This is a genomic window from Mycolicibacterium sediminis, from assembly GCF_010731735.1.
GTDB lineage: Bacteria > Actinomycetota > Actinomycetes > Mycobacteriales > Mycobacteriaceae > Mycobacterium > Mycobacterium sediminis.
Window position 1 is genome coordinate 2,750,512 of record NZ_AP022588.1, and the last position, 26,199, is coordinate 2,776,710.

A 26,199-nucleotide genomic window follows, 5' to 3' on the forward strand; every position below is an offset into this window, starting at 1 on the left:
CATTGTCACCGACCGGCCAGTTGCTCCCGCAGGGCCCGCTTGAGAATCTTCCCGTAGCTGTTCTTCGGCAGCTCGTCGACGAACTCGTAGCGCTTGGGCCGCTTGAACCGGGCGATCCGCGCCAGCAGGTGTTCGTCGAGGTCCGCGGCCTCGACGTCGCCCACGATGAACGCCACCACGACCTCCCCCCACTCCTCGTCCGGGGCCCCCACGACGCAGGCCTCCGCGACGTCGGGGTGGGTGATGAGCACCTCTTCGACCTCGCGGGGGTAGATGTTGCTGCCGCCGCTGATCACCACGTCCTTCGACCGGTCCCGCAGCGTCAGACGGCCGTGCTCGTCGAACGAGCCCATGTCGCCGGTCCGTAGCCACCCGCCGCGCAGCGTCGCAGCCGTCGCATCGGGGTTGTTCCAATAGCCGGACATGACGACGTCACCGCGACAGACGATCTCGCCGATCACGCCGAGCTCGGTGGGCGAGCCGTCGTCGTCGACCACCGCGACGTCCACCCCGGACCGGGCGTACCCGACCGAGCCGAGCGCCGCGTCGTCGGCGTCGAGGTGGTCGGCGCGCCGCAGGCCCGTGATGGTCATCGGTGCCTCGCCCTGGCCGTACAGCTGCACGAACACCTGACCGAACGCGGCCATCGCCTTCTTCAGGCCGTCGACGTACATCGGGCCGCCGCCGTAGACGATGGTCCGCAGATTCGCCGGACACGACCGTCCCGTGGCGACCAACCGGGCCACCATGGTCGGGGCGAGGAAGCTGCTGCAGCCGGGATGCTGCTCGCACAGGTCGAGGAACTCGTCGGCCTCGAAGGCGGCCGACTCGGGAACTACCTGTCGTGCGCCGCGCAGGACGTAGGGCGCGATGTAGAGACCCGAGCCGTGTGACATCGGGGCGCCGTGGACGAGGCTGCAGTCCGCGTCGGGGTCGTCGAAGTCGGCGAGGTGCGACACCGTCATCGCCATCAGGTTGCGGTGCGAGAGCATCGCACCCTTGGAGCGCCCGGTGGTGCCGCTGGTGTAGAACAGCCAGGCCAGCTCGGCGGGGTCGGTGTGCCGCGGTGGCGCCAGCGGTTCCACGGCCAACCGTCCGCGGTACGCCGCAGCGTCGACCGCCTCCACGGTGACCCCGGTGGCCGGCGCGAGGGACGCGGCGATCTTCGGCGACGCGAACACGATCGACGCGCCGGCGTCGTCGAGGATCTCGGCCATCTCCAGCGCGTGCAGCTTGAAGTTGATCGGGACGACGACGCACTCGGCGGCCCACGCCGCGAACATCAGCTCCACGATCTCCGGGCGGTTCTCGCTGGCCACTGCGATCCGCGAGCCCGAGGGCAGATCGGAACGTAGCGACGCCGCGAGACGTAGTGCACGGTCGCGCAACTCGGACCACGTGTGCACCTGGCGGGTTCCGACGAACACCGCGCCGCGGTCGCCGTGCCGCGCGGCGGTCTGATCGAGGACGCCGAACAGGTTCAACGAGCGACCCATTCGGACGACAGTGCGAAGTCGGACAGGTACTTCGTCGAACTCCAGCCACCGTCCACGACGATCGTCTGGCCGTTGATGAAACCGGCTCCCGGAGAACAGAGGAAGGCGATGGTGCTCGCGACGTCCTCGATGCGGCCGAGCCGGGGGAACGGCGTCATCTCGGTGTTGATCTTGCGGAACCGCTCGTCGGTGAGGCGGTGCTCCACCATCGGCGTGATGGTGACCCCGGGTGCGACGGCGTTGCATCGGATTCCGAGCGGCCCGTACTGGCAGGCGATGTGCGACGTGAGCGCGGTCAGCCCACCCTTGGCGGCCGAGTAGGCGCCACCGCGCAGACCGCCCACGACCGCGAACGTCGACGTCACGTTGACGATGCCGGACCCGTCGCGCATGTGCGGGATGACGTCGCGCGCCAGCCGGAACGGTGCACGGAGCATGATGCCCAGGAACTGGTCGAGGGACTCGTCGTCGGTCTCGTGCAACGGTTTCGGGCTGCCGACGCCCGCGTTGTTGACCAGGAAGTCGATCCGCCCCCAGTGTCCGACGGCGGCGTCGACGACGCGTGCGGGACCGTCGTCGGCGGTGAGGTCGACGGCCACCGTGGCGACCAGGTCCGGGTCGGCGCCCGCCTCGCGAGCGGCCGTCGACCACTCCGCGAGCCTGGCCTCGTCACGGCCGGTGCCCAGCACCGCCATGCCCGACTCGGCGAGCTTCACGGCGGTCCCGAAGCCGATCCCGCTGCTGGCCCCGGTCACGATGGCAACCCGTGTGTCACTCACTGGACGTCGATCTCCCCACTCGTGTGCGCTTCGTCCAAGGCCGTCCGTATCCGGTGCTTGAGGACCTTGCCCGCGTCGTTCTTCGGCAGCGACTCCCAGATCGCCACGCGCTCGGGCACCTTGAACCTCGCAACGCCCTGCCCCAGCAGGAAGTCGCTGAGGTCGTCCACGCAGGGTCGTGCGCTGCCGACGGGCACGATCACCGCGCAGGCCCGTTCGCCGGTCCGGGCGTCGGGCATGCCGACGACCGCCACCTCGGCGATGCCGAGGTGGCCGATGAGGATGTCCTCGACCTCCTTGGGGGAGATGTTCTCGCCGTTGCGGATGATGAGGTCCTTCGCGCGGCCGGTGACGACGAGCGCGTCGTCCGCCCATCGGCCGATGTCGCCGGTGCAGAAGTAGCCGTCGGCGTCGAACGCGTCGGCCTCGTCCTCGGAATGCAGGTAACCCGCGAGCATCTGGGCGCCGCGCACGCGGATCTCGCCGGTCTGGCCGCCCATCCCGCCGGGGTCCCGGGCCACCAGCCACACGTCGGCGATGCCCGGCCGGCCGTCGGTGTCGGCGGCGGCGGCGGGATCGGCCAGCGCCCCGACGGTGGTCACCGGCACCTCGGTGGAACCGTAGACGCGCGATACCCGGGCCCGGTCGAAGTAGGCGGTGGCCCGGCGGATCAGCGACGGCGGCACCGAGGCCCCGCCGCAGATGAACACCTTCAGGTCCGGGAGTCGGGTGTCGGCGCGTTCGGCCGCGGCGAGCAGCTGCTCGAGGAAGGGCGTGGCGCCGGCCATGTGGGTGCACCGGTGCTCGCCCATCAGCGCGATCGCGGCATCCGGATCCCACTGCTGCATCAGGACCGCGGTGGAGCCCAGCAGCAGCGGGCACTCGAACGCGTAGATCGACCCGCCGACGTGGGCGATGGGCGACGGCACCAGGAACCTGTCGCCCGGGTCGACGAGCCAGTGCTCGCGGATCTGCGAGATGAGCGCGTGGATCGAATTGTGCGTGTGCAGAACGCCCTTCGGACGTCCCGTGGTCCCGGAGGTGTACATGATCATGCGCACGGCGTCGGGATCGACCGGGACCTCGGGATCGGCGGCACCCGCGGCCACGAGGTCGTCGTAGCGGACGTGTGGCCCGGCATCGCCGCGCACCACCACGACCACCGGCGGCGGCTCGATCTCGTCGACGACGCGGGTCAGCATCCCCGCGTAGTCGTGCCCACGGAACGTCTCCGGCACGAAGATCATCCGGCTGTCCGCGTCGCTCAGGATGAAGCGCAGTTCGTGGTCTCGCAGCGACGGCAGGATCGGATTGACGACCATGCCTGCCAGGGTGGCCGCGAGGTAGACCACGGCGGCCTCGCACCAGTTGGGCAGCATGAACGACACCACGCTGCCGGTCGGCATCCTGTCGAGCAGGGCCGCGGCCAACGCGCCTGCGCGGCCGTACAGCTCGCGACAGGTGAGGTGCACGGCGCCATCGATCAGCACCACTCGATCCGGCGTCTCGCGGGCCGCGTGGCGCAGGGTGTTCCCGAGCGTGTCCGTCACCCAGAGACCGGCGGACCGGGCCTCATCGGCGCGCGTCTCGTCCCATCGGATCGACCGTCCGGCAACGGTTCTGCGAGTACTGCCCATGGTCGTCCTCAGCCCTTCACGCGACGCATGGTCATCGAGTAGCGGAACCGCGACGACGGGTGTGTGTTGACGGTGACCTGGGCGATCTGACCGTCCGAGGTCGTGTACGTGCGCCGCATCTCGAGCGCGGCGGTGCACTCGTCGACCTGCAGCTGTTCGGCCAGCCGAGGGGACGCCGTCACCGCGGCGATCTCCTGATGCACCTCGACCACGCTGACCCCGAACAGATCCTCGATCAGCGGGAAGATGGGGCCCGTGTGGCGCTGCAGCAGTCTGCCCACCGCGGCGAACGAGCGGTGCACATAGTATTCGGTGCGACAGATGGGCACCTCCCCGTCCTCGGCGCGGCGCGTGCCGCGTACCGCGAGCCACTGCGTGCCGACGGGCAGGCCGGTGTGGGCGGCGAGGTCCACGTCGACCGTCACCATCGCGTTCGACTCGATGTCGAAGCGGGCACCCGCTGCGAACGCCAGCAGGTCGTCGATCGACATGACCTCTTGCGCATAGGAGTTCGATGCCGCACGCGCAACCACCATCGTGCCCGCGCGGGGCCGCGACGACACCAGGTTGTCGTCGCGTAGCCGGCGCAGCGCTTCGCGCACGGTGTACCGGCTGACCTCGAACCGCTCGCACAGTTCGTGCTCCGTGGGCAACTGGGTGCCGACGGGATACACGCCGTCGACGATGTCCTTGCGCAGGGCGCGCGCCACCTGCAGGTAGCGGTGGTCGGCAGCCGTGCCGACGTCGGTGCTCGTCACGTGCGCCGCAGCGTCAGCACGCTGCCCTCCCCGTCGGCCGAGACGTACAGCGTGCCATCGGGTCCCGCGGCGATGCCTGCGAACGGACCCTGCGGGCCGGAGAACGGCGGCATGCCCCGCAGCGGCTTGGGGTCGACGCCGGGCGGCGCACCGATCGGCAGGCCGGCGGCGATGGTCGTCCGGCCGCCGGTCTCGAGATCGACGGCGATGACCGCCTTCTGGCCGGCGTCGACGACGTACAGAGTGCCGGCCACGACGAGCAGGCCGTGGGGGCGGACGAGCCCGTCGACGACGGTCTCGGTGCCCGACGCGGTGACCCGCACGACGCGGCCGGTCTCGCCGACCAGCAGGTCGCCCGCCGCGGTGACGACGACGCCGACGGGCTCGGACAGGCCCGACGCGAGCACGCCGACGGTGCCCGCCCGATTCACCGACAGCACCCGGCCCGTGCCCTGCTCGACCGCCACGACGTCGTCGCCGCGGACGGCGACACCGTACAGCTGATCGAAGCCGTCTGCGAGATAATCGGTTTCGCCACTCCCCGGCCGGTATCGCGCGATCTGACCGCCGGAGGTGGTGACGACGAACTCGCCGGGACCCGACGGCACCAGGCCGCGCAGGAAGCCGGGGTAACCCGGGGAGAACAGCATGCCCACCGTCTGCAGCGAACCGTCAGGTTCGACCGCGTAGAAGTAGGTGCCGTCGGCCACGTACACCCGGCCGTCACCGCCAACGGCGAGGTCGAGCGGCCAGTTCAGTCCGCCGGGCAGTGTCGTGCGGGTGTCACCGCCACCGAGGATCTCGGTGATCTCGCCGGTGAAGTTCGAGACGAACAACCGGCCGTCGACCAGGGTGCAGTTGTCCAGGCCGGGGGAGAGTTGCGCCAGCAGGGTCTGATCGCCGGTACGCGGATCGATCCGCAGCACCTGCCCGCTCGCGACCTGTGTCGAGACGATGAACCCGTCGGCGTCGAACTTGACCGAGTCGGGAACCCCCAGCCCGCTCGCCACCGTCTGCGGCCGGGCGTCGTCGGCGAACGGATCGATGCGCCAGATCTCATTGGCGCCCATGACGGGGAAGTACAGCAGTCCGTCCGGCCCGACCTCCATGGCGTTGGGTGACGGGACGTCCTCCAGTAGCACCCGCGGTGGACCGCCGGCGAGGTCGAACTCCATCAGGCGGCCACCCTCGCGGCACTCGCCGATGAACAGCCGATCCCGGTGGAAGGTGATGCCGTTGGCCGAGGGCACGTCGTCGCGCAGGACTCGGGTGGTCCCGGAGGTGTCGCGCAGGCTGACCCTGCCGTCCATCACCTCGGTGGCGACGAGGTTGCCGCGGGAGTCGAAGGCGACGTCGTCGGGCGCCACGATGTCGCCGCCCTTCGCGCTGATGGTCTCCACCGCGCCCGTCGAGACGTCGAGCGCACTGATCTGGCTGCCCGTCACCTGCGCGACGTACACGCGGCCGTCGGGTCCGGTACGTAGGCCATTCGCGCCGAAAAGGCGGCTGGGGGCGGTCAACCGGTCCAGCCGCCACCCCGTCGCCACCTCGGGCGGGGTCGCCGACCAGTGGCGACTCGGGGAATCCCGCTGGACGGAGGGGGAGCCGGTGGTCGTCATCGAACGGACCATAGCAAGCCCGACTGGTCCAGACAATAAGACCGACACGATGTGGCACGGCCCTTGACGTGCGGCTCAACATAGGAGAATCATGCTCTCCAAATGGTGCACAGGACTGCAATGTCCGGACAATTGGGCACCGAGCGGGCGGCCGGGGCTCCGGATCGCCGCAACCGAGGAATGGGAGAAAGCCGACCGTGGCCGTGAAGGTGTACGAGCGAATCCTGCAGTTGTTCGAGGCCGAGGGGATCAACACCCTCTTCGGCATCCCCGACCCGAACTTCGTGCACATGTTCCACGCCGCCGAGGAACGCGGCTGGACGGTCGTCGCGCCGCACCACGAGGAGAACGCCGGGTTCATGGCCGAGGCGGTGTCGCGGATGACGGGCCGGCCCGGCCTCGCCATCGGCACGCTCGGCCCGGGACTGGCGAACCTCTCCGGCGCCATCATGTGCGCGAAGGTCGAGAACTCGCCGGTGATCTTCCTGGGTGGCCAGCGCGCCCGCATCACCGAGCAGCGCGTCCGCCGCGGGCGCATCCAGTTCGTCTCGCAGGCACCGCTCCTCGCGCCGTCGGTGAAGTACTCCGCGAGCATCGAGTACGCGGACCAGACCGACGAGATCGTCCGGCACGCCCTGCGCGTCTCGCAGACCGGGACCCCCGGACCGGCGTACATCGAATACCCCTCACACGTCATCCTCGAAGAACTCGACGTCCCCGCGCCGCTGCCGCCCGACGCCTACCGGTTGGTCAACCAGGGCGCCAGCGCGCAGTCCATCGAGAAGGCCGTCGAACTCGTCCGCAAGGCCCGCCAGCCGATCCTCCTCGTCGGCCACGCCGTGCACACGTCGCGGGCCGGCGAGTCCGTCGAGGCGCTGGCGAAGCTCATGAACTGCCCGGTGATCCAGACCTCCGGCGGCACGTCCTTCATCCGGGGCCTCGAGGACCGCACCTTCCCCTACGGCTTCTCGCCGTCCGCCGTGGACGCCGTCGTGAAGTCCGACCTCGTGATCGCCATCGGCACCGAACTCGGCGAGCCCGTCCACTACGGCCGCGGCAGGCATTGGCTGGACAACGAGGCCAACCGCAAGTGGATCAGCGTCGAACTCGACCCGACCGCCATCGGCGTCAACCGTCGCATCGACGTCCCGCTGGTCGGCGACCTGCGCGCGATCGTCCCGCAGCTCGTCGACGCACTGAAGGACTCGCCGCGGCAGCCCTCGGCGGAACTGGCCGGCTGGATCGCCGACGACGCCGCCCGCATCGCCGACCTCGCCGAGAGTGCCCCCGGCGGAACGCCGTTGCACACCGCCCGGTTCGTCGTCGAGGCGACCAAGGCGTTCCCCGAGGACGGCATCATGGTCCGCGACGGCGGTGCCACGGTGATCTTCCAGTGGACCTACTCCCAGGCCAAGCCGCACGACGTGGTGTGGAATCAGAACTTCGGCCACATCGGCACCGGCCTGCCCTACGCGGTGGGCGCCTCGGTGGCCGACGGACGCAAGCGCCCGGTCATGCTGCTCACCAGCGACTCGTCCTTCATGTTCGCGATCGCCGAATTGGAAACCGCCGCGCGGCTGGACCTCCCACTGGTATGCGTGGTCGGTGTGGACCACCAGTGGGGCCTCGAGGTCGGCGTCTACAAGCGGACGTTCGGCCAGGGGTCGCTCGAGACCGGCGTGCACTGGAGCAAGGACGTGCGGTTCGACAAGATCGCCGAGGGCTTCGGCTGCCGCGGCGAGTACGTCGACAGGGCCGAGGATCTCGGGCCTGCGATCGAGCGCGCGTTCGCGAGCGGCAAGGTCACGGTGATCCACGTACCGATCGACCCGAAGGTCAACTCGGAGGAGATGCCGAGCTACGACGAGTTCCGGACCTGGTACGCGGAAGGGACGCAATAGACATGCGCGAGTATCTGCAGTTCTACGTCGATGGCCAGTGGGTCGATCCGGTGGACCGTCAGACCGTCGACGTCGAGAACCCCGCGACCGAGGAGGTGGCCGGCCGCATCTCGCTCGGTTCCGCCGCCGACGTCGACCGGGCCGTCATCGCCGCCCGCCGCGCGTTCGGCACGTGGTCGGTCACCGCCCGCGAGGAACGCCTCGAGGTGCTCAACGCCATCCTCGCCGAGTACCAGGCGCGCGCAGACGATCTCGCCGAGGCCGTCACCGAGGAGATGGGCGCCCCGGCCGGGTTGGCCGCCGGTCCGCAGGTCGGCCTGGGTCTCGGACACCTGACCACGGCGATCGACTCGCTGACGACGTTCCCGTTCACGGAGGACCGCGGTGGCCTGACGATCGTCAAGGAGCCCATCGGCGTCTGCGGCCTCATCACGCCCTGGAACTGGCCGCTCAACCAGATCTCGGTCAAGGTGTTCCCGGCTCTGGCCACCGGGTGCACGGCGATCCTCAAGCCGTCGGAGGTCGCACCCTTCTCGGCGCAGGTGTTCGCGGAGATCCTGCACGCCGCAGGCGTCCCCGCCGGTGTCTTCAACATGATCCAGGGTGACGGACCGGGCGTCGGCATCCCACTGTCCAGTCATCCGGGCATCGACATGGTCTCGTTCACCGGGTCCACCCGGGCGGGCATCGAGGTCGCGCGTCACGCGGCGCCGACGGTCAAGCGGGTGGCGCAGGAACTCGGCGGCAAGAGCCCGAACGTCGTGCTCGACGACGACGCGTTCACCGACGGCGTCACCTCGGGCGTGGTCACGATGATGGGCAACTCGGGGCAGACCTGTAGTGCACCGTCGCGGATGCTGGTGCCCAACGCCCGGATGGCCGAGGCCAAGGAGGTCGCCGCGGCAGCCGCCGCCGGCATCACCGTCGGCGACCCCCACGGTGGCTTCGACCTCGGACCCGTCGTCTCGGGCACGCAGTTCGAGAAGATCCAGTCGCTGATCCGCAAGGGCATCGAGGAGGGCGCCACCCTGGTCGCCGGCGGGACCGGGCGGCCCGACGGACTCGAGACCGGCCACTACGTCAAGCCCACGGTGTTCGCGGACGTGACCCCCGACATGACCATCGCCCGCGAGGAGATCTTCGGGCCGGTCCTGGTGATCCTCGGCTACGACGACCTCGACCATGCGATCGCGATCGCCAACGACACCGACTACGGTCTGGCCGGCTACGTGTCGGGAGAGGACATCGACACGGCGCGCTCCGTGGCGGGACGCATCCGCGCCGGGTGGGTTGCCATCAACGGCGGCTTCGACTTCCGTTCCGCCTTCGGCGGCTACAAGCAGAGCGGCAACGGCCGCGAATGGGGTGACATCGGCTTCCACGAATACCTGGAGACCAAGTCCATCATGACGCCGGCCGGGTGACGGTGCCCGATCTGATCGACCTCGGCGGCCGCATCGTCGTCGTCTCCGGTGCGGGTGGCGGTGGCATCGGCACCGCGGTGACGGCGATGGCCGCGCGCGCGGGCGCCACCGTCATCGCCGTGAGCAGGCGCCAGGACAACCTCGACGAGCACATCGGACCGCTCGTCGAGCAGGGGCTGGCCGTCATTCCCGTCGCCGCCGACGCATCGACGGACGACGGCATCGCGACGGTGCTCGACCGGGTCCGCAGGACCGACGGTCGGCTGTACGGACTGGTGAACGTCGCCGGTGGCGCCGGACCCGACACCTGGATGCCGTCGACCCGCGTGACCCGCGAGGACTGGCGGGCGCTGTTCGCCGCCAACCTCGAAACAACCTTCTTCTTCAGCCGTGCGGTCGCGGCGGAGCTGATCGCCGGTGGCGCACCGGGTTCCATCGTGTCCGTCTCCTCGATCAGCGGGATGAACACCGCACCGTTCCACATTGCGTACGGCACCGCGAAGGCCGCCATCGTCGCGATGACCAGGACCATGGCCGTCGAACTCGCGACGTCCGGCATCCGGGTCAACGCGGTGGCTCCCGGCGTGACCGAGACCGCCGCGTCGGCCACCTACGTCGACGCCGACCCGGACCGCGACCGCACCGCGATCGCCATGGGTCGCCGTGGCACCCCGGAGGAGCAGGCCGGCGCCATCCTGTTCCTGCTGTCGGACCTGTCCGGATACGTGACGGGGCAGACCCTGCTCGTCGACGGCGGCCTGAACCTCAAGTGGACCCATCTCGGCGCCGACAACACCTCGCTGTTCCTCAAGGATCAGTCCTTCCGCGACGCGATCAGCCGGCCCTGAAAGGAAGATCACGTGACCCACACCGAAGCCGATCTCGACGCGACGATCGAGGTCGAGGCAGAATCCGACGGCTCCACGGGCGAGATCGCCGAGGACCTGTCGGATCCCATGACCATCCCCGTGGAGGCCTACGTCTCGCCGGACTATGCCCGCGCGGAGCGAGACAAGCTGTGGCGCAAGGTGTGGCAACAGGTCGGCCGCGTCGAGGAGATCCCCGAGGTGGGCAGTTACCTCACCTACGACGTCCTCGACGACTCGATCATCGTGGTGCGGACGGGACCGAACGAGTTCTCTGCGCATCACAACGTGTGCATGCACCGCGGCCGCAAGCTCGTCGACACCCCCGACGGTGGCAAGAACGCCGTCGGCCGGGCGCGAAAGTCCTTCGTGTGCGGATTCCACGGCTGGACCTACGGCCTCGACGGCGCCTGCACCCACATCCGCGAACAAGACGACTGGAAGGGCACGCTGTCGGCGCGCAACACGCATCTGGCCCCCGTCCAGGTCGACACCTGGGGCGGTTGGCTGTTCGTGAACATGGACCCCGACTGCGAATCGCTGGCGGACTACCTGATGCCCGCCGCCAAGATCCTCGACCCGTTCGGGTTGGAGAACATGCGCTACAAGTGGCGCAAGTGGCTCTACTTCGACTGCAACTGGAAAGTCGCGATGGAGGCCTTCAACGAGACCTACCACGTGTTCACGACGCACCCGGAGTTCAACCGGTTCGGCGAGTTCAAGGGGTGGGCGAAGGCGCAGGGGCGACACAGCAACATCGGCTACGACGCGCCGAAGGGCATGGAGGAGACCAAGTCCAAGATCCGCCTCGGCACCGGCGACGACCCGCGCGTCTCCACCGCCGAGATGCAGATGTACACCTGGGAGCAGACCAACGCGACGACCACCACCACGCTGGTGAACGCCGCGAAGCGGCTCGTCGACGAGCTGCCCGAGGGCACGCCCGCGGACAAGGTGCTGCAGCACTGGCTGGCCTCGGCGCGCCGCGACGACGAGGAGCGCGGCGTCATCTGGCCGACGATCCCGCCGGACATCCTCGGCCAGAGCGGCACCGCATGGCAGCTGTTCCCGAACCTGCAGATCGGTCAGGGTCTCACCAGCGCGCTGTGTTACAGCGCGCGTCCCGACCCCAGCTACGACCCCGACAAGTGCATCTTCGAGGTCGCCGTCTACGAGCTGTACCCGAAGGGTGAAGAGCCGCAGACGGAATGGCAGTACACGCCGAAGGACTCGCCGAACTGGCTGTCGGTGCTGCCGCAGGACTTCTCCAACATGGCCGCGGTGCAGCAGGGCATGAAGTCGGCCGGCTTCCCCGGCACGATGCCCAACCCGTACCGGGAGCGCAGCACCGTGAATTTGCACACCCAGCTGTCGAAATACATGGGCACCGGAGCCCCCCGAGAATTGGGAGAAGCGTGACGACCTGTGGGCCGACCGACGTCCCGACCGACGTCGACATCACCGCCCTGCGTGAGAAGTACGCCGCAGAGCGGGCCAAGCGGGTGCGGCCCGAGGGTGCCTCGCAGTACCTGGAACTCGAGGGCGACTTCGCCGACTTCTACGAGGTCGATCCGTATACGACGGTGACCGAGCGCGACCCGATCGTCGAGGACGCCGACGTCGTCGTCCTCGGTGGCGGCTTCGCCGGGCTGCTCGCCGGCGCCTACCTGAAGAAGGCCGGCGTGGAGGGGATCCGCGTCATCGAGATGGCCGGCGACTTCGGCGGCGTCTGGTACTGGAACCGCTTCCCCGGAGTGCAGTGTGACAACGACGCCTACTGCTACGTCCCGCTGCTCGAGGAACTCGACTTCATGCCGTCGAAGAAGTTCGCCGACGGTGCCGAGATCCTCCAGCACTGCCGCAACATCGGCAAGCACTTCGGGCTGTACGACGGCGCACTGTTCTCCACCCAGGTGCGCGAGCTACGGTGGGAGGACGGAGGAGAGCGCTGGCAGATCAGCACCGACCGCGGCGACGAGATCCGGGCCCGCTTCGTGGTCATGGCGCAGGGCTCCTACAACCGCCCCAAGCTACCCGGCATCCCCGGGATCAAGGACTTCACGGGCCACGTCTTCCACTCCGCACGATGGGACTACGACTACACCGGTGGTGACGCGGACGGCGGACTGGTCGAGCTGGCCGACAAGCGGGTGGCGCTCGTCGGCACCGGCGCCACCGGTATCCAGCTGGTGCCGCACCTCGCCCGGGATGCCCAACAGCTCTTGGTGTTCCAGCGGACACCGTCGTCGGTGGATCAGCGCACCAACCCGCCCACCGATCGCGATTGGGCCGCGTCGCTCAAGCCGGGCTGGCAGGAGGAGCGCAAGCGGAACTTCCACAACTGGTCCCCGTTCGTCGGCGTGGTGTTCGGTGAGCCGGACCTGGTGTGTGACTTCTGGACCGAACTCGGCCGCAACCTCACCAATCGGATCGCCGGACTCGACGATCCCTCCACGGTGACGATCGAGCAGATCATGGCGTTCCGGGAGGAGGAGGACTACAAGATCATGGAGCGGCTCCGGCGCCGCGTCGCCGAGATCGTCACCGACCCCGAGACCGCCGAGGCGCTGAAGCCCTACTACCGCTTCATGTGCAAGCGGCCGACGTCCAGCGAGCAGTACCTGGCCTCGTTCAACCGCCCCAACGTGACGCTCGTCGACGTGTCGGCGACCAAGGGCGTGGAGCGGCTGACGGAGAAGGGCATCGTCGCCGACGGCGTCGAGTACGAGGTCGACTGCGTCATCTTCGCGAGCGGGTTCGAGATCTCCACCGAGATCAGCCGCAGGTACGCCATCGACTCGATCACGGGCCGAGATGGCCTGTCGCTCTTCGACCACTGGAAGGACGACTACAAGACCCTGCACGGGATGACCAGCCGCGGCTTCCCCAACCAGTTCCACATGGGCTTCATTCAGGGCGGGGTGTCGGCGAACACGACGGCGATGTTCGAACAGCAGGCCAAGCACATCGCCTACGTCGTCGCCGAGGCGCAGAGCCGCGGCGTCACCACGGTGGAGCCCAGCCAGGACGGCCAGGCGGCGTGGGTGTCGACCGTGCGCGAGCTGTCGATCGACAACTCGGCATTCGAACTGTCCTGCACCCCCGGTTATTACAACAACGAGGGCCGTGGCGGCGCCGAGGGCAACGGGTCGTTCCTCGGTGACTTCTACTCGCCGGGCTTCTACGCGTTCGACGAGCTGCTGCAGGCCTGGCGCGACACGGGCGACCTGGAGGGGCTGGAGCTGGCCGGTGAGGAACCGTCCGCCTGACATGGCCGACCTCAGATTCGACGGCCGCGTCGCCGTCGTCACCGGCGGCGGCCGCGGATTGGGCCGCGAGTACGCGCTGCTGCTGGCGTCCCGCGGAGCCATGGTCGTCGTCAACGACGTCGGGGGCAGCCTCACGGGTGAGGGGGTCGACGACGGCCCCGCCCAGCAGGTGGTCGACGAAATCCTCGCCGCCGGAGGCGCCGCCGTCGCCTCGACCGACTCGGTCGCCACGGCCGACGGGGGAGAGGCCGTCGTCGGCACCGCGCTCGACCGCTACGGCCGCATCGACGTCCTGATCCACAACGCGGGAAACGTCCGCCGCGGTTCGCTGAAGGACATGTCGTACGCCGACTTCGACGCCGTACTCGACGTGCACCTGCGCGGCGCATTCCACGTCGTGCGTCCTGCGTTCCCGGTGATGTGCGCGGCGGGCTACGGTCGGGTGGTGCTGACGTCGTCGATCGGGGGACTCTACGGCAACCACGGCGTCGCCAACTACGCCGCCGCCAAGGCCGGGATCATCGGGCTCACGAACGTGGTGGCGCTCGAAGGCGCGGCCGAGGGCGTCACCTGCAACGCGATCGTGCCCGGGGCCGTGACGAGAATGGCTGCGGGACTGGACACGTCGACGTACCCACCGATGGACCCCGCACTCGTCGCACCGACCGTCGGGTGGCTGGCCCACGAGTCGTGTGCCGTCTCGGGCGAGATCTACGTGGCCATCGCGGGCCGGGTGGCGCGCGCCTTCGTCGCGGAGACGCCCGGCGTCTACCGGCCGTCGTGGTCGATCGAGGACGTCGCCGAGGCCGCCGACGCGATCCGCGACGACACGGTGCCGCTGGTGTTCGCCCCCGTTCCGGACGGGCACACCGATCACATCCGGTACAGCTTCGGCGCCTCGCAGACGAGCGCGCCGTGACCGGGCCGCTGGCGGGCATCCGCGTCGTCGACCTCACCGCCGTGGTGATGGGCCCGTACTGCACGCAGATCATGGCCGACATGGGTGCCGACGTCGTCAAGGTCGAGCCGCCCGACGGCGACAACGCCCGCTACATCTCGGTGGGACCGGCACCCGGCATGAGCGGGGTGTTCGTCAACGTCAACCGTGGGAAGCGCAGCGTCGTCCTCGATCTCGTCACCGACGAGGGTCGGGCCGCGCTGCGCGGGCTCGTCGCCGAGGCCGACGTCTTCATCCACTCGATGCGCGCCCGGGCGATCGCCAAGCTCGGCTTCGGCTACGACGACGTCGCCGCCATCAACCCGAACGTCGTCTACACCAACTGCTACGGATACAGCCGACGTGGCCCCGAAGCCGACCGTCCCGCCTACGACGACGTGATCCAGGCGCAGTCCGGCGTCGCCGCCGTCCAGCAGATGCTGACCGGCGAGACGACGTACATGGGCACCATCGTGGCGGACAAGGTCGCGGGGCTGACCGCGCTGTACGCGACGATGATGGCGCTGTTCCACCGCGAGCGCACCGGTGAGGGGCAGGAGGTGGAGGTGAGCATGTACGAGACGATGGCGTCGTTCATGCTCGTCGAACACGCCAACGGCGCCATGTTCACGCCCCCGCTCGGCCCCGCGGTCTACCCGCGGACGGTCGCGCGCAACCGGAAGCCGTACCCCACCAAGGACGGTCACGTCGCGGTGCTGATCTACAACGACAAACATTGGAAGGCGTTCGTCGACCGCGTCAGACCGCCGTGGATCGCCCAGTACGGCGAGGCCTTCGCGACCCTCGAGCAGCGGGCCAAGCAGATCGACGTGATGTACGCCCTGATCGCCGAGACGCTGCTGCAGCGCACCACCGCCGAATGGCTCGAACTGTTCCGCGAGCTGGAGATCCCCGCCGCCCCCATCCAGACGCCCGACGAACTCTTCGACGACCCCCACCTAGAGGCGGTCGGCCTGTTCGAGACCGTCGATAGTCCCTACGGTCCGATCCGCTTTCCCGGTGTGCCGACCTGGTTCTCGCGTACGCCGGGCCACGTGGCCGGGCCCGCACCCGAACTCGGTGCGGACACCGCCGAGGTGCTCGCCGAGGTCGAGGCGCTGAGTGAGCGGCAGCGCGGCACCGTGGTCGGGAACGTCCGGGACGCCCCGCCCGAGGGCCGGCCCGCCGCCGGGCCGTGACCCCCTAGACGGTCCGCGCCAACCGGTCGGCCAGCAGCGCGGCGAACCGAGCCGGATCGTCCAGCGAGCCGCCCTCGGCGAGAAGTGCCGTGCCGTAGAGCAACTCGGCGGTCTCGGAGAGTCCGTCCTTGTCCTCGGAGTCGGTCAGTGCCTGTCGCAGACCCGTGACGAGCGGATGGTCGGGGTTGAGTTCGAGGATGCGCTTGCCGACCGGCACCTCCTGCCCGGACGCGCGGTACATCCGCGCCAGCTGCGGGGTGATGCCGAAGGTGTCGGTGATCAGGCACGCCGGTGACGAGGTCAACCGGGTCGACAGCCGCACCTCCTTGACGTGCTCGTCGAGCGTCTCCTTCAGCCACGTCAGCAGGTCGGCGAAGTCGCCCTGGTCGGCGGTGTCCTCCTCGGTGGTACCGAGATCGACCTCACCCTTGGCCACCGACTGCAGCGCATGACCGTCGAACTCCGGGACCGACTCGACCCACACCTCGTCGACCGGATCGGTCAGCAGGAGCACCTCGTACCCCTTGGCCTTGAACGCCTCCAGGTGCGGTGAGCGTTCGAGCAGCTGACGTGACTCGCCTGTCGCATAGAAGATCTGCTCCTGGCCGTCCTTCATCCGCGTGACGTAGTCGGCCAGCGTGGTGGACTCGGTCTCGCTGGCGGTCGACGCGAACGAGGACAGCCGCAGCACGGCGTCGCGGTTGTCGCCGTCGGAGATCAGGCCCTCCTTGAACACCCGGCCGAACTGGGTCCAGAACGTGGTGTAGTCGTCCGCACGGTTCGCCTGCAGGTCCTTCAGCGTGGACAGCACCTTCTTGGTGAGGCTGCGGCGGATCACCTTGATCTGGCGGTCCTGCTGGAGGATCTCGCGGGACACGTTGAGCGACATGTCCTGTGCGTCCACGACGCCCTTGACGAACCGCAGGTAGTCGGGCACCAGCTCGTCGCAGTCGCCCATGATGAACACGCGCTTGACGTAGAGCTGAACGCCGGCGCGGCCGTCCCGGTTGAACAGGTCGAACGGCGCCTGCGACGGGATGAACAGCAGCGCCTGGTACTCGAACGTGCCCTCGGCGCGCATCGCGATGACCTCGAGCGGCTCGTCCCAGGCGTGCGCGACGTGCTTGTAGAACTGCGCGTACTCCTCGTCGGAGACCTCGCTCTTCGGCTTGGCCCACAGCGCCGTACGCGAGTTGATGGTCTCGGTCTCCGACGTGACGGTCGGTTCGCCACCCTCCTCCTCCGCCGGGACCGTCTTCTCGACGTCCATCCGGATCGGCCAGGAGATGAAGTCCGAGTACTTCTTGACCAGCTCGCGGATCTTCCACTGCGAGGTGTAGTCGTGCAGTTCGTCGTCGGCGTCCGCGGGCTTGAGGTGCAGCGTCACCGACGTGCCCTGCGGTGCGTCGTCGACCTCGGCGATGGTGTAGCTGCCGTCACCGCTGGATTCCCAACGCGTGCCCGAGGTCTCGCCCGCCTTGCGGGTCAGGAGTTCGACGGCGTCGGCGACCATGAACGTCGAGTAGAAGCCGATGCCGAACTGACCGATCAACTGTTCGGCATCGCCGGGCTGCGCGGCCAGCTTCTGGCGTAGCTCCGCGGTGCCCGACTTGGCGAGGGTGCCGATCAGGTCGACCACCTCGTCGCGGCTCATGCCGATGCCGTTGTCCCGGACGGTCAGCGTGCGGGCTTCGGCATCGATGGCGATCTCGACGTGCAGATCCGACGTGTCGACGTCGAGGTCCTTGTCGCGGAACGCCTCGAGGCGAAGCTTGTCCAGGGCGTCGGAGGCATTCGAGATCAACTCCCGTAGGAACGAGTCCTTGTTGGAGTAGATGGAATGGATCATCAGCTGCAGCAGCTGACGGGCCTCGGCCTGGAATTCGCGTGTTTCGACCTGCTCGCTCACGGCGCCGATGATAATCCTTCGCGTCGCTCAGCCGAACGTCACGCCCTGTGCGAGCGGTAGCTCGGAGGAGTAGTTGACGGTGTTGGTGGCGCGTCGCATGTAGGCCTTCCACGAGTCCGACCCCGACTCGCGACCGCCGCCGGTCTGCTTCTCGCCGCCGAACGCTCCGCCGATCTCGGCGCCCGAGGTGCCGATGTTGACGTTCGCGATGCCGCAGTCCGAGCCGTCGGCGGCCATGAAGCGCTCCGCCTCGCGCATGTCGGTGGTGAAGATCGCCGACGAGAGACCCTGCGGCACCGCATTGTTGAGCGCGATCGCCTCGTCGAGGTCGTCGTAGGTGAGCACGTACAGGATCGGGGCGAAGGTCTCGTCGTGGACCACGGCGGTCTGACCCGGCATCCGGACGACGGCGGGCCGGACGTAGTAGGCGCCCTCGCCGAGGTCGACCCGCTCACCGCCCGTCACCTCGCCGCCGTCGGCACGGGCACGGTCGAGAGCCGCCACCATGTCGCGGTGGGACCGCTCGTGGATCAGCGGACCCACCAGCGTGCCGTCGGCCGAGGGATCGCCGACCGGCAGGCTGCGGTACGCGCTCGCGACCCGCTCGATCACGGTGTCGACCACCGAGCGGTGCGCGATCACCCGTCGCATCGTCGTGCAGCGCTGCCCCGCTGTTCCCGCGGCGGAGAACACGATGCCGCGCACGGCGAGATCCAGGTCGGCCGACGGCGTCACGATCGCGGCGTTGTTGCCGCCGAGCTCGAGCAGCGCCTTGCCGAACCGTGCCGCGACGCGCGGGCCGACCTGCCGGCCCATCCGCACCGATCCGGTCGCGCTCACGAGCGCGACCCGCGGGTCGTCGACGAGCAGCTCGCCGATCTCTCGGGCACCCTGCACCAGCCGGCTGACGTCGCGGGGTGCGCCGACGTCGTCGGCGGCCCGCTCGATGAGCGCTTGGCAGGCGACCGCGGTCAACGGCGTCAGCTCCGAGGGCTTCCACACGACGGTGTTGCCGCACACCAGCGCGACCGCGGTGTTCCACGCCCACACCGCGACCGGGAAGTTGAACGCCGTGATTACGCCGACGACCCCGAGCGGGTGCCACGTCTCCATGAGGCGGTGGCCGGGCCGCTCGGAGGCGATGGTCTTGCCGTACAGCTGGCGCGACAGGCCGACGGCGAACTGGCAGATGTCGATCATCTCCTGCACCTCGCCGAGCGCCTCCGAGGTGATCTTGCCCGCCTCGGCGGTGACGATGGTGGCCAGATCGGCCTTGTGCTCCACCAGCAGTTCACCGAGCCGGGACACCAGCGCACCCCGGACGGGTGCGGGGGTCACCCGCCAGGTCTGAAAGGCGCGTGCCGCATCCGTGATCGCCGCGTCGGCGTCCTCGCGCGTCGACTCGGGAACGGCGAACAGGACGTCGCCGGTGACGGGGGTGCTTGCGGGGAGGCCCGGTCCGCCCGGCTCGCCCAGCGCGGTGTGCGCGCCGATCGCCTGTAGAGCCGCGCGGACTCGGTCCCGCAGGTCGTCGGCGGTGGGAAGGGTGCTCGTGTGCATGCTCGTCATGGTGTCGCCTTCTGGGTGGTGTCGTGGGCAGTGGGGTCGTTCGGGTCCGTCGGGTCTTCAGGTCTCACGAGGATCGGTGGCCGCGATAGTCTCCGGCCATGACGGATGCGGCCGACGACCTCGACGAGATCGACCGGATCCTGGCGCGCGCGCTGGTGGCGGACGGCCGGGCCACGCTGGCGCAGCTGGCGGCGTGTGCAGGGCTGTCGGTGTCGGCGGTGCAGTCCCGCGTGCGCAGACTCGAGGCCCGTGGAGTGGTGACCGGGTACCGCGCGCGGATCGATCCCGAGGCGGTCGGCAACATGCTGTCGGCGTTCGTCGCCATCACCCCTCTCGATCCGTCGCAACCCGATGACGCGCCGGCACGCCTCGAACACATCGATGCGATCGAGTCGTGCCACTCCGTGGCGGGGGACGAGAGCTACGTCCTGCTGGTACGCGTCCCGACCGCACGCGCGCTGGAGGATCTGCTGCAGCAGATCCGCACGGCGGCGAACGTCCGCACCCGGAGCACGATCATCCTACAAACTTTTTACGACGGACGCGACTTCGTACCGTAGGAATTCCTGTCCGCAGGGTGGTAAGCCGTAAATTTTGCGTTAGGATGGCGCCATGACCGCTGTCCTTCCCTCCCGTGTCCACTCGGCCGGCGACGACGTGCGCCCCGACCAGGTGCACGACGTGCTGCGCCGCAGCATCCTGGCCGACGGCCTGGACTTCGTCCTCGACGTCGAGCAGTCCGCCGGGTCCTACCTCGTCGACGCCCGCACCGGCGAGCGCTTCCTCGACATGTTCACGTTCTTCGCGTCGTCGGCACTGGGCATGAATCACCCCGCGCTGGCCGACGACGCCGACTTCCGCGCCGAACTCGCCGCGGCAGCGGTCAACAAGCCCAGCAACTCCGACGTGTACAGCGTGCCGATGGCCCGCTTCGTCGACGCCTTCCGCCGGGTCCTTGGCGACCCGGCCCTGCCGCACCTCTTCTTCGTCGACGGCGGGGCGCTCGCCGTGGAGAACGCGCTCAAGGTCGCCTTCGACTGGAAGAGCCGGCTCAACGAGTCCGCGGGCCGCAGTGGCGAACTCGGCACGAAGGTGCTACACCTGCGCGGCGCGTTCCATGGCCGCAGCGGATACACGCTCTCGCTGACCAACACCGACCCCAACAAGGTGGCGCGGTTCCCGAAGTTCGACTGGCCCCGCATCGACGCGCCGTACCTGCGGCCCGGTCTGGACGACGAGGGCATGGCGGCACTGGAGGCCGAGTCGCTCCGTCAGGCGCGGGCGGCCTTCGAGGCGCACCCGCACGACGTCGCCTGCTTCCTCGCCGAGCCCATCCAGGGCGAGGGCGGCGACCGGCACTTCCGGCCCGAGTTCTTCGCCGCGATGCGCGACCTGTGCGACGAGTTCGACGCCCTCCTGATCCTCGACGAGGTGCAGACGGGCTGCGGCATGACCGGAACGCCCTGGGCCTACCAGCAATTGGGCGCACGTCCCGACATCGTGGCCTTCGGCAAGAAGACCCAGGTGTGCGGTGTGATGGCCGGCGGTCGCGTCGACGAGGTGGCGGACAACGTGTTCGCCGTCAGCTCGCGGATCAACTCGACGTGGGGCGGAAACCTCACCGACATGGTGCGAGCCCGCCGCATCCTCGAGGTGATCGAGGCCGACGGACTGCTGGCCCACGCGGCGCAGGCCGGGAGTCACCTGCTGCGTCGTCTCGAGCAGCTCGCGGCCGAGTTCCCCGAGCTGGTGCTCGCGCCACGTGGCCGCGGCCTCATGTGCGCGTTCAGCATGCCGACGGCCGCGCAACGCGACGAGCTGGTGGCCGAGCTGTGGGATGCGCGCGTCATCATGCTGGCCAGTGGCACCGACAGCGTCCGCTTCCGGCCTGCGCTGACCGTCGGCCGGGGCGACCTCGACGCCGCCGTCGACGCGGTCCGCGACGTGCTGGCTCAGATGCGCTGATCCCCGACGGTCAGCCCCCGGATGGTGGACGCCAGCCGGGGGAGGTCGTCGCCGCCGACGAGCACGCACCCGTGCAGCTCGGCGAGGCGGCGCGCGGCGGGCGTGAATCCGTGGTTGGTGACGACCATCGTCCGCGTGCAGTCCTGCATCGGGGCGCCGGCGACCACCTCCTGCACCGCGCCTGCGCCGACGGGACGGCCCTGGCGCTTGCACTGGATGGCCAGCCGGTGCGGCCGCGTCCCGACGATCAGGTCCACGCCCCAGTCGCCCGACAGCGGCGTCATGATCACCGGCACGCCGCAGGTGCGCGCTATCCGGGCGACGTGGTCCTCGAAGTCCGTGCCACTCATCTCGGCCTTGTCGGCGGCGGGGTGCTCCCGCGGGCTCGGGGTCGCCACGCCGCGCAGCAGTCCGCGAAGGAAGGCGGGCAACGCCGGCGCGAGCAGCGCCGCCGCGGCGATCCAACCGACGCCGAGTCCGTAGCACCAGGCGGCGATCGCGGCGACGACTCCCGTTGCGGCATAGCACTTCAGCCGCGCGGATCGTGTCACGGACGCATCGTAGGCCGACGGTCGGACAGTGCAACCCCGGGGTTGCGCGACGCTCAGGTCGTGTGCAACCATAGAGTTGCACCTCACTTCGACGAAGGAGACCACCGTGGGGACACTCGAGATCACCAAGACCATCGACATCGACGCATCCGTCGAGAAGGTCTGGGCCACGCTGACCGAGCCGGCGCTCATCGCGCAGTGGTTCGGCGACCGCTGCGAATTCGACGCCACGCCCGGCGGGACCGGCGTGTTCGGCTGGACCGAACACGGTGCCGAGAGTCGGGTCGTCGTCGAGCACGTCGACCGCCCCAAGACCCTCGTCTACCGGTGGGCGCACGTGCCAGGGGCCGAGCCCGCGCCGGGCAACTCCACCGTCGTCCGCTTCGACCTCGCCGAGACTGCAACGGGCACCAGGCTGACGCTGCTCGAGACGGGCTTCGAGGAACTCTCCGATCCCGCGGGAAAGCTCGCCGACAACACCGGCGGGTGGGACGCCGAACTCGCCGAGTTGGTGGCGTTCGTCGAGTCCCGATGAGCGGCGCCCACGCCGGCGAGCTGCCCACCGCCCTGGCGGCCCTTGCCGACGAGACCCGGTGGCGGATCCTCACCGAGGTCGGGCGAGCCGACCTCTCCGCGAGCGCGTTGGCCGACCGGCTGCCGGTGAGCAGGCAGGCCATCGCCAAACACCTCGCCGTGCTGTCCGAGGCGGGGCTCGTCGAATCCGTCCGGTCGGGACGGGAGGTGCGCTTCCGGGCACTGGGGGCGCGGCTCAGCGCCCTCGCGCGCGATCTCGAATCCCTTGGGCGACAGTGGGATCAGCGACTGTCGATGATCAAGCAGATCGCTGAGACGTCTGAGTGACCCCGGCGTGACGTTCGACACGCGGCGGCGCCGGCGGGTTTGGCGCCCGGTGCACTGGGCATACGGATCCGAATGTGGCCGAAGACAGATGACGCCGGTGCCCGTCGGCGAAGCGCGGTTCCCGCGGTTCACGGGCCGGAGTCATCACACCGGGTGGTCAGCGGCCAATGGGTGAACTGATGGTTAGCTGGAGTTCCGCCGGGGGTAGTCTCGCCTGGAGATCAGCAGGAGGGCGCGTGACGGACGTGGATGACCAGGTCGAATTCAAGGTGGCCGCCAAGTTGGAGAACCTGGCCGTGGTTCGCACCCTCGTCTCGGCCGTGGGCACCTTCGAGGACCTGGACTCCGACACCGTCGCGGACCTTCGCCTCGCCGTCGACGAGGCGTGCACCCGACTCATCCGTTCCGCGGTGCCCGGTGCCAGCCTGACGGTGATCGTGCGCCCGCTGCTCGACGAGGTCGTCATCGACGCCTCCACCTCGTGTACGACGGCCGAGATCATGGAACCCGGTAGCTTCAGCTGGCACGTCCTCAGCTCGTTGACCGACGAGGTGAAGACCTACCAGGACGGTCAGGGGACCGGCGACGGACAGGTCGTCGGCATTTCGATGTCGACGAGACGTGTGAGTTCTCTGCGGTGACGACGCCCCCTTCCCAGGGTTCACCGGCACGGTCGAACTCTGAGTACGCGGACGTCATCGACATGTTCCGCGAATTGGCCACGCTCCCCGAGGGGGAACGGGCGTTCGTCAGGCAACGCGACCGCATCGTCGAACGCTGTCTCCCGTTGGCCGACCACATCGCCCGCCGCTTCGATGGCCGCGGCGAACCGCGTGACGACCTCGTCCAGGTCGCGCGCGTCGGACTCGTCAACGCCGTCATCCGGTTCAACGTCGACGCCGGCTCCGACTTCGTCTCCTTCGCGGTGCCCACCATCATGGGCGAGGTACGGCGCCACTTTCGTGACAACAGCTGGTCGGTCAAGGTCCCGCGCCGGCTCAAGGAGCTGCACCTGCGGCTCGGGGCCGCGACCGCCGAGCTGTCCCAAACCCTCGGCAGGGCACCGACTCCCAGCGAACTGGCCGCCGAACTCGAGATGGACCGCGAGGAGATCGTCGAGGGTCTGATCGCCGGCAGCTCCTACAACACCATGTCGATCGACGGCGGCGGCAGCGGGTCCGAGGAGGCCCCGGCCATCGCCGACACCCTGGGCGACGCCGACGCCAACCTCGACCGGATCGAGAACCGGGAAGCCCTGCGGCCGTTGCTCGAATCGCTCCCGGAGCGGGAACGCACCGTGCTGGTGCTCAGGTTCTTCGAGTCTCTGACACAGACACAGATCGCCGAGCGCGTCGGCATCTCGCAGATGCACGTCTCGCGACTGCTCGCGAAGTCGCTGGCGCAGCTGCGCGACCAGATGGAGTGACCCGCTCCGCCGTCGGCATCGTGCTCGCCGCGGGCGCTGGCACGCGCTACGGTCAGCCGAAAGTGCTCGCCGACGACGGGAATTGGCTTCGTTGGGCGGTGAACGCTCTCGTCGATGGTGGATGTGACGACGTCGTGGTCGTCCTCGGCGCCGCAGTGGTCTCCGTACCGTTCATCGCTCGCGCCGTGGTGGCGACCGACTGGGCCGACGGCACGAGCGCGTCGGTGCGCGCCGGCTTGAACGCCGCCGCAGGTGCGTCGGTGGCGGTACTGCACACCGTCGACACCCCGGACGTCGGCGCCGACGTCGTGGCACGCGTCCTCGCGTCGGCGACCGAGACGGGTTTGGCCCGGGCGACGTACGGCGGACGCCCCGGACATCCCGTCGTCGTCTCGGCCGAGCACTGGCAGGCCTTGACCGCGACGCTGCACGGCGACGAGGGTGCCCGCGCGTTCCTGTCCGGACGCGCGGACGTGATCGCCGTCGAGTGCGGGGATCTGGCGACCGGCGAGGACGTCGACGAGCGCTAACGCGAGGGGTGTCGGGTGCGCGAGCGCTAGAGCACTCCGAGGGCCTCCACGGCCGCACGCTCGTCGAGGAGTTCGGCCACCGACACGTCGATGCGGGCGCGGGAGAAGTCGTTGATCTCGAGGCCCTCGACCACCTGCCACCGACCGTCGACGGCGCGCACCGGCAGCGAGGTGACCACGCCCTCGGGGATGCCGTAGACCCCGGGTGAGGGCAGTGCCACCGAGGTCCAGTCGTCGGCGTCGGTGCCGTCGACCCAGTCCCGGACGTGATCGATGGCGGCGTTGGCGGCCGACGCCGCCGACGAGGTGCCCCGCGCCTCGATGATGGCGGTCCCGCGTCTGGCCACCGTCGGGATGAAATCGCCCGTCAGCCAATCGGTGTCGGCGGCGAACTCGGCTCCGGGCCGGCCGGCCACGATGGCGTGGAAGACGTCGGGATACATCGTGGGGGAGTGGTTGCCCCACACCGTCAGCCGCGAGACGTCGGTGACGTGGACGCCGGCGTGCGCCGCCAGCGCGGCGACCGCGCGGTTGTGGTCCAGGCGCGTGAGCGCGGTGAACCGCTCGGCAGGGATGTCGGGGGCGTTCGCCGACGCGACGAGGGCGTTCGTGTTGGCGGGGTTCCCGACGACGACGACGCGGACGTCGTCGCCCGCGCCGGCGTTGAGTGCCCTGCCTGCCTCGGCGAAGATCGCGGCGTTCGCGGCGAGGAGGTCGGCGCGCTCCATGCCCTTGCCGCGCGGCTTCGCGCCGACGAGCAGCGCGACGTCGACGCCGTCGAACGCACGTACCGGATCGTCGTGGATCTCGACGTCGGCGAGCAGGTCGAAGGCGCTGTCGACGAGTTCCATCACCACGCCTTCGGCGGCGCGCACCGCCGACGGCAGCTCCAGCAGCCGCAGCGTCACCGGGACGCCGCGGCCCAGCAGCGCGCCCGCACCGATGCGGAACAGGGCGGCGTAACCGATCTGGCCGGCGGCGCCGGTGACGGTGACGACATTCGGGCGGGTGGAACTCGGTGGGATGAGATTCGGGCGGGCGGAACTCACGTCCACACCCGCAGGTTGAGCACCTCGGAGGCGTAGCGACGGACGGTGTCCTCGCTCATCGCGGCGGCGTCCTCGTGGCCGGGCCGGGAGCGGCTCTGCATCCGCGACGTTCGGGGGTCGAGGGTCACCTCGGCGAGCAGTTCGCCGGTGCTCGGCTCGCAGACGGCCCACGTGTACATGGTGTCGTCGGCCCAGCCGTCCTCGGCGTCGTGCACGTAGTCGAGGTCCGTCTCGCCGAGGTCGGCGAGCGCGGGCCTGTCGTCGACCCGGTCGTCGTAGCGCAGCCCCCGCAGGTACCACGTGCCGTTGTTGATCTCGACGGGTTGCACGTTCCGAGTGTCCCATGTGGCCGGTGGCGACGGCCGGGCTGCGTCCTGCCGGCGCGCGGTGCACGTCTCACGCCGGCGGCAGTTACGCGCGTCGAGCGTCCGGAAAGTCCTCGTAATGATCGGTG

General features: G+C 69.4%; 24 protein-coding genes. 14 read left to right on the top strand and 10 right to left on the bottom strand.

What is annotated here, in order from left to right:
• Positions 1–5 precede the first annotated feature (5 nt).
• From G6N64_RS13210 to G6N64_RS13230, 5 genes are read right to left on the bottom strand one after another with little or no spacing between them, the layout of a single operon-like run.
• The gene (locus G6N64_RS13210) at positions 6–1,484 is read right to left on the bottom strand and encodes an AMP-binding protein (RefSeq protein WP_163801735.1); all 1,479 of its coding nucleotides are present in this window, start codon (positions 1,482–1,484) and stop codon (positions 6–8) included.
• The gene (locus G6N64_RS13215; RefSeq protein WP_163797470.1) at positions 1,481–2,275 is read right to left on the bottom strand and encodes an SDR family NAD(P)-dependent oxidoreductase; all 795 of its coding nucleotides are present in this window, start codon (positions 2,273–2,275) and stop codon (positions 1,481–1,483) included. The genes G6N64_RS13210 and G6N64_RS13215 overlap by 4 nt, the downstream gene beginning before the upstream one ends.
• Entirely contained in the window at positions 2,272–3,912 is a 1,641-nt protein-coding gene (locus G6N64_RS13220; RefSeq protein ID WP_163797471.1) for an AMP-binding protein, read from the bottom strand. The genes G6N64_RS13215 and G6N64_RS13220 overlap by 4 nt, the downstream gene beginning before the upstream one ends.
• Before the next feature lie 8 nt (positions 3,913–3,920).
• A complete protein-coding gene (locus G6N64_RS13225) occupies positions 3,921–4,670 on the bottom strand; it encodes a GntR family transcriptional regulator (protein ID WP_163797472.1) in 750 nt (249 codons plus the stop codon).
• The gene (locus G6N64_RS13230) at positions 4,667–6,289 is read right to left on the bottom strand and encodes an SMP-30/gluconolactonase/LRE family protein (RefSeq protein WP_163797473.1); all 1,623 of its coding nucleotides are present in this window, start codon (positions 6,287–6,289) and stop codon (positions 4,667–4,669) included. Before G6N64_RS13230 ends, G6N64_RS13225 begins: the two co-directional genes overlap by 4 nt.
• A gap of 197 nt (positions 6,290–6,486) precedes the next feature.
• Between G6N64_RS13230 and G6N64_RS13235 the strand changes: the two genes are divergently transcribed.
• The 7 genes from G6N64_RS13235 to G6N64_RS13265 are packed head-to-tail and all read left to right on the top strand — an operon-like array spanning position 6,487 to position 15,885.
• Entirely contained in the window at positions 6,487–8,190 is a 1,704-nt protein-coding gene (locus tag G6N64_RS13235; protein ID WP_163797474.1) for a thiamine pyrophosphate-binding protein, read from the top strand.
• A 2-nt stretch (positions 8,191–8,192) separates the two neighbouring features.
• On the top strand, positions 8,193–9,614 hold the full coding sequence (locus tag G6N64_RS13240; RefSeq protein WP_163797475.1) for an aldehyde dehydrogenase family protein: 1,422 nt from the start codon (positions 8,193–8,195) through the stop codon (positions 9,612–9,614).
• Between the two features lie 2 nt (positions 9,615–9,616).
• Positions 9,617–10,462 (top strand): SDR family NAD(P)-dependent oxidoreductase, encoded by an 846-nt coding sequence (locus tag G6N64_RS13245; protein ID WP_163801737.1) that lies wholly within the window; start codon positions 9,617–9,619, stop codon positions 10,460–10,462.
• Positions 10,463–10,474: 12 nt separating this feature from the next.
• On the top strand, positions 10,475–11,899 hold the full coding sequence (locus G6N64_RS13250; RefSeq protein ID WP_163797476.1) for an aromatic ring-hydroxylating oxygenase subunit alpha: 1,425 nt from the start codon (positions 10,475–10,477) through the stop codon (positions 11,897–11,899).
• Positions 11,896–13,749, top strand: a complete 1,854-nt coding sequence (locus tag G6N64_RS13255) for a flavin-containing monooxygenase (protein WP_163797477.1) — start codon at positions 11,896–11,898, stop codon at positions 13,747–13,749. Before G6N64_RS13250 ends, G6N64_RS13255 begins: the two co-directional genes overlap by 4 nt.
• 1 nt (position 13,750) lies before the next feature.
• Positions 13,751–14,668 carry an SDR family NAD(P)-dependent oxidoreductase gene (locus tag G6N64_RS13260; RefSeq protein ID WP_163797478.1) on the top strand — a complete coding sequence of 306 codons (918 nt, stop codon included), beginning with the start codon at positions 13,751–13,753 and terminating at the stop codon, positions 14,666–14,668.
• Positions 14,665–15,885, top strand: a complete 1,221-nt coding sequence (locus G6N64_RS13265) for a CaiB/BaiF CoA transferase family protein (protein WP_163797479.1) — start codon at positions 14,665–14,667, stop codon at positions 15,883–15,885. The genes G6N64_RS13260 and G6N64_RS13265 overlap by 4 nt, the downstream gene beginning before the upstream one ends.
• Before the next feature lie 4 nt (positions 15,886–15,889).
• Here the strand turns inward: G6N64_RS13265 and htpG are convergent, their stop codons facing one another.
• Complete coding sequence (gene htpG / locus G6N64_RS13270; RefSeq protein ID WP_276017483.1) at positions 15,890–17,734, bottom strand: molecular chaperone HtpG; 1,845 nt, start codon at positions 17,732–17,734, stop codon at positions 15,890–15,892.
• Between the two features lie 87 nt (positions 17,735–17,821).
• The gene (gene amaB, locus G6N64_RS13275) at positions 17,822–19,363 is read right to left on the bottom strand and encodes an L-piperidine-6-carboxylate dehydrogenase (protein ID WP_163797481.1); all 1,542 of its coding nucleotides are present in this window, start codon (positions 19,361–19,363) and stop codon (positions 17,822–17,824) included.
• A gap of 98 nt (positions 19,364–19,461) precedes the next feature.
• On the opposite strand from amaB, the gene G6N64_RS13280 reads away from it, so the two are divergent.
• On the top strand, positions 19,462–19,923 hold the full coding sequence (locus G6N64_RS13280) for an Lrp/AsnC family transcriptional regulator (RefSeq protein ID WP_163797482.1): 462 nt from the start codon (positions 19,462–19,464) through the stop codon (positions 19,921–19,923).
• A gap of 52 nt (positions 19,924–19,975) precedes the next feature.
• Entirely contained in the window at positions 19,976–21,328 is a 1,353-nt protein-coding gene (gene lat, locus G6N64_RS13285) for an L-lysine 6-transaminase (protein WP_163797483.1), read from the top strand.
• Here the strand turns inward: lat and G6N64_RS13290 are convergent.
• The gene (locus G6N64_RS13290) at positions 21,316–21,879 is read right to left on the bottom strand and encodes a restriction endonuclease (protein ID WP_246231138.1); all 564 of its coding nucleotides are present in this window, start codon (positions 21,877–21,879) and stop codon (positions 21,316–21,318) included. The genes lat and G6N64_RS13290 overlap by 13 nt on opposite strands.
• A gap of 106 nt (positions 21,880–21,985) precedes the next feature.
• Here G6N64_RS13290 and G6N64_RS13295 point away from each other — a divergent pair, with 106 nt between their 5' ends.
• The 5 genes from G6N64_RS13295 (at position 21,986) to G6N64_RS13315 (ending at position 24,696) form a co-directional block, all read left to right on the top strand.
• The gene (locus tag G6N64_RS13295; protein ID WP_163797485.1) at positions 21,986–22,414 is read left to right on the top strand and encodes an SRPBCC domain-containing protein; all 429 of its coding nucleotides are present in this window, start codon (positions 21,986–21,988) and stop codon (positions 22,412–22,414) included.
• Positions 22,411–22,740, top strand: a complete 330-nt coding sequence (locus tag G6N64_RS13300; protein WP_163797486.1) for an ArsR/SmtB family transcription factor — start codon at positions 22,411–22,413, stop codon at positions 22,738–22,740. Before G6N64_RS13295 ends, G6N64_RS13300 begins: the two co-directional genes overlap by 4 nt.
• 236 nt (positions 22,741–22,976) lie before the next feature.
• Positions 22,977–23,381, top strand: coding sequence for an ATP-binding protein (locus G6N64_RS13305; protein WP_246231140.1), 405 nt, complete (start codon positions 22,977–22,979; stop codon positions 23,379–23,381).
• Positions 23,378–24,166 carry an RNA polymerase sigma factor SigF gene (locus tag G6N64_RS13310; protein ID WP_163797488.1) on the top strand — a complete coding sequence of 263 codons (789 nt, stop codon included), beginning with the start codon at positions 23,378–23,380 and terminating at the stop codon, positions 24,164–24,166. The genes G6N64_RS13305 and G6N64_RS13310 overlap by 4 nt, the downstream gene beginning before the upstream one ends.
• Entirely contained in the window at positions 24,163–24,696 is a 534-nt protein-coding gene (locus G6N64_RS13315) for a nucleotidyltransferase family protein (protein ID WP_163797489.1), read from the top strand. The genes G6N64_RS13310 and G6N64_RS13315 overlap by 4 nt, the downstream gene beginning before the upstream one ends.
• Positions 24,697–24,722: 26 nt before the next feature.
• Here the strand turns inward: G6N64_RS13315 and G6N64_RS13320 are convergent, their stop codons facing one another.
• A complete protein-coding gene (locus tag G6N64_RS13320) occupies positions 24,723–25,751 on the bottom strand; it encodes a malate dehydrogenase (protein WP_246231142.1) in 1,029 nt (342 codons plus the stop codon).
• Positions 25,742–26,074, bottom strand: coding sequence for a hypothetical protein (locus tag G6N64_RS13325; protein WP_163797490.1), 333 nt, complete (start codon positions 26,072–26,074; stop codon positions 25,742–25,744). The genes G6N64_RS13320 and G6N64_RS13325 overlap by 10 nt, the downstream gene beginning before the upstream one ends.
• Positions 26,075–26,199 lie beyond the last annotated feature (125 nt).

Coding starts and splice junctions, on each gene's coding strand:
- G6N64_RS13220 (WP_163797471.1), bottom strand. CDS start 3,912: ATGGGCAGTACTCGCAGAACCGTTGCCGGACGGTCGATCCGATGGGAC.
- G6N64_RS13230 (WP_163797473.1), bottom strand. CDS start 6,289: ATGACGACCACCGGCTCCCCCTCCGTCCAGCGGGATTCCCCGAGTCGC.
- G6N64_RS13240 (WP_163797475.1), top strand. CDS start 8,193: ATGCGCGAGTATCTGCAGTTCTACGTCGATGGCCAGTGGGTCGATCCG.
- G6N64_RS13260 (WP_163797478.1), top strand. CDS start 13,751: ATGGCCGACCTCAGATTCGACGGCCGCGTCGCCGTCGTCACCGGCGGC.
- htpG (WP_276017483.1), bottom strand. CDS start 17,734: ATGATCCATTCCATCTACTCCAACAAGGACTCGTTCCTACGGGAGTTG.
- amaB (WP_163797481.1), bottom strand. CDS start 19,363: ATGACGAGCATGCACACGAGCACCCTTCCCACCGCCGACGACCTGCGG.
- G6N64_RS13280 (WP_163797482.1), top strand. CDS start 19,462: ATGACGGATGCGGCCGACGACCTCGACGAGATCGACCGGATCCTGGCG.
- lat (WP_163797483.1), top strand. CDS start 19,976: ATGACCGCTGTCCTTCCCTCCCGTGTCCACTCGGCCGGCGACGACGTG.
- G6N64_RS13300 (WP_163797486.1), top strand. CDS start 22,411: ATGAGCGGCGCCCACGCCGGCGAGCTGCCCACCGCCCTGGCGGCCCTT.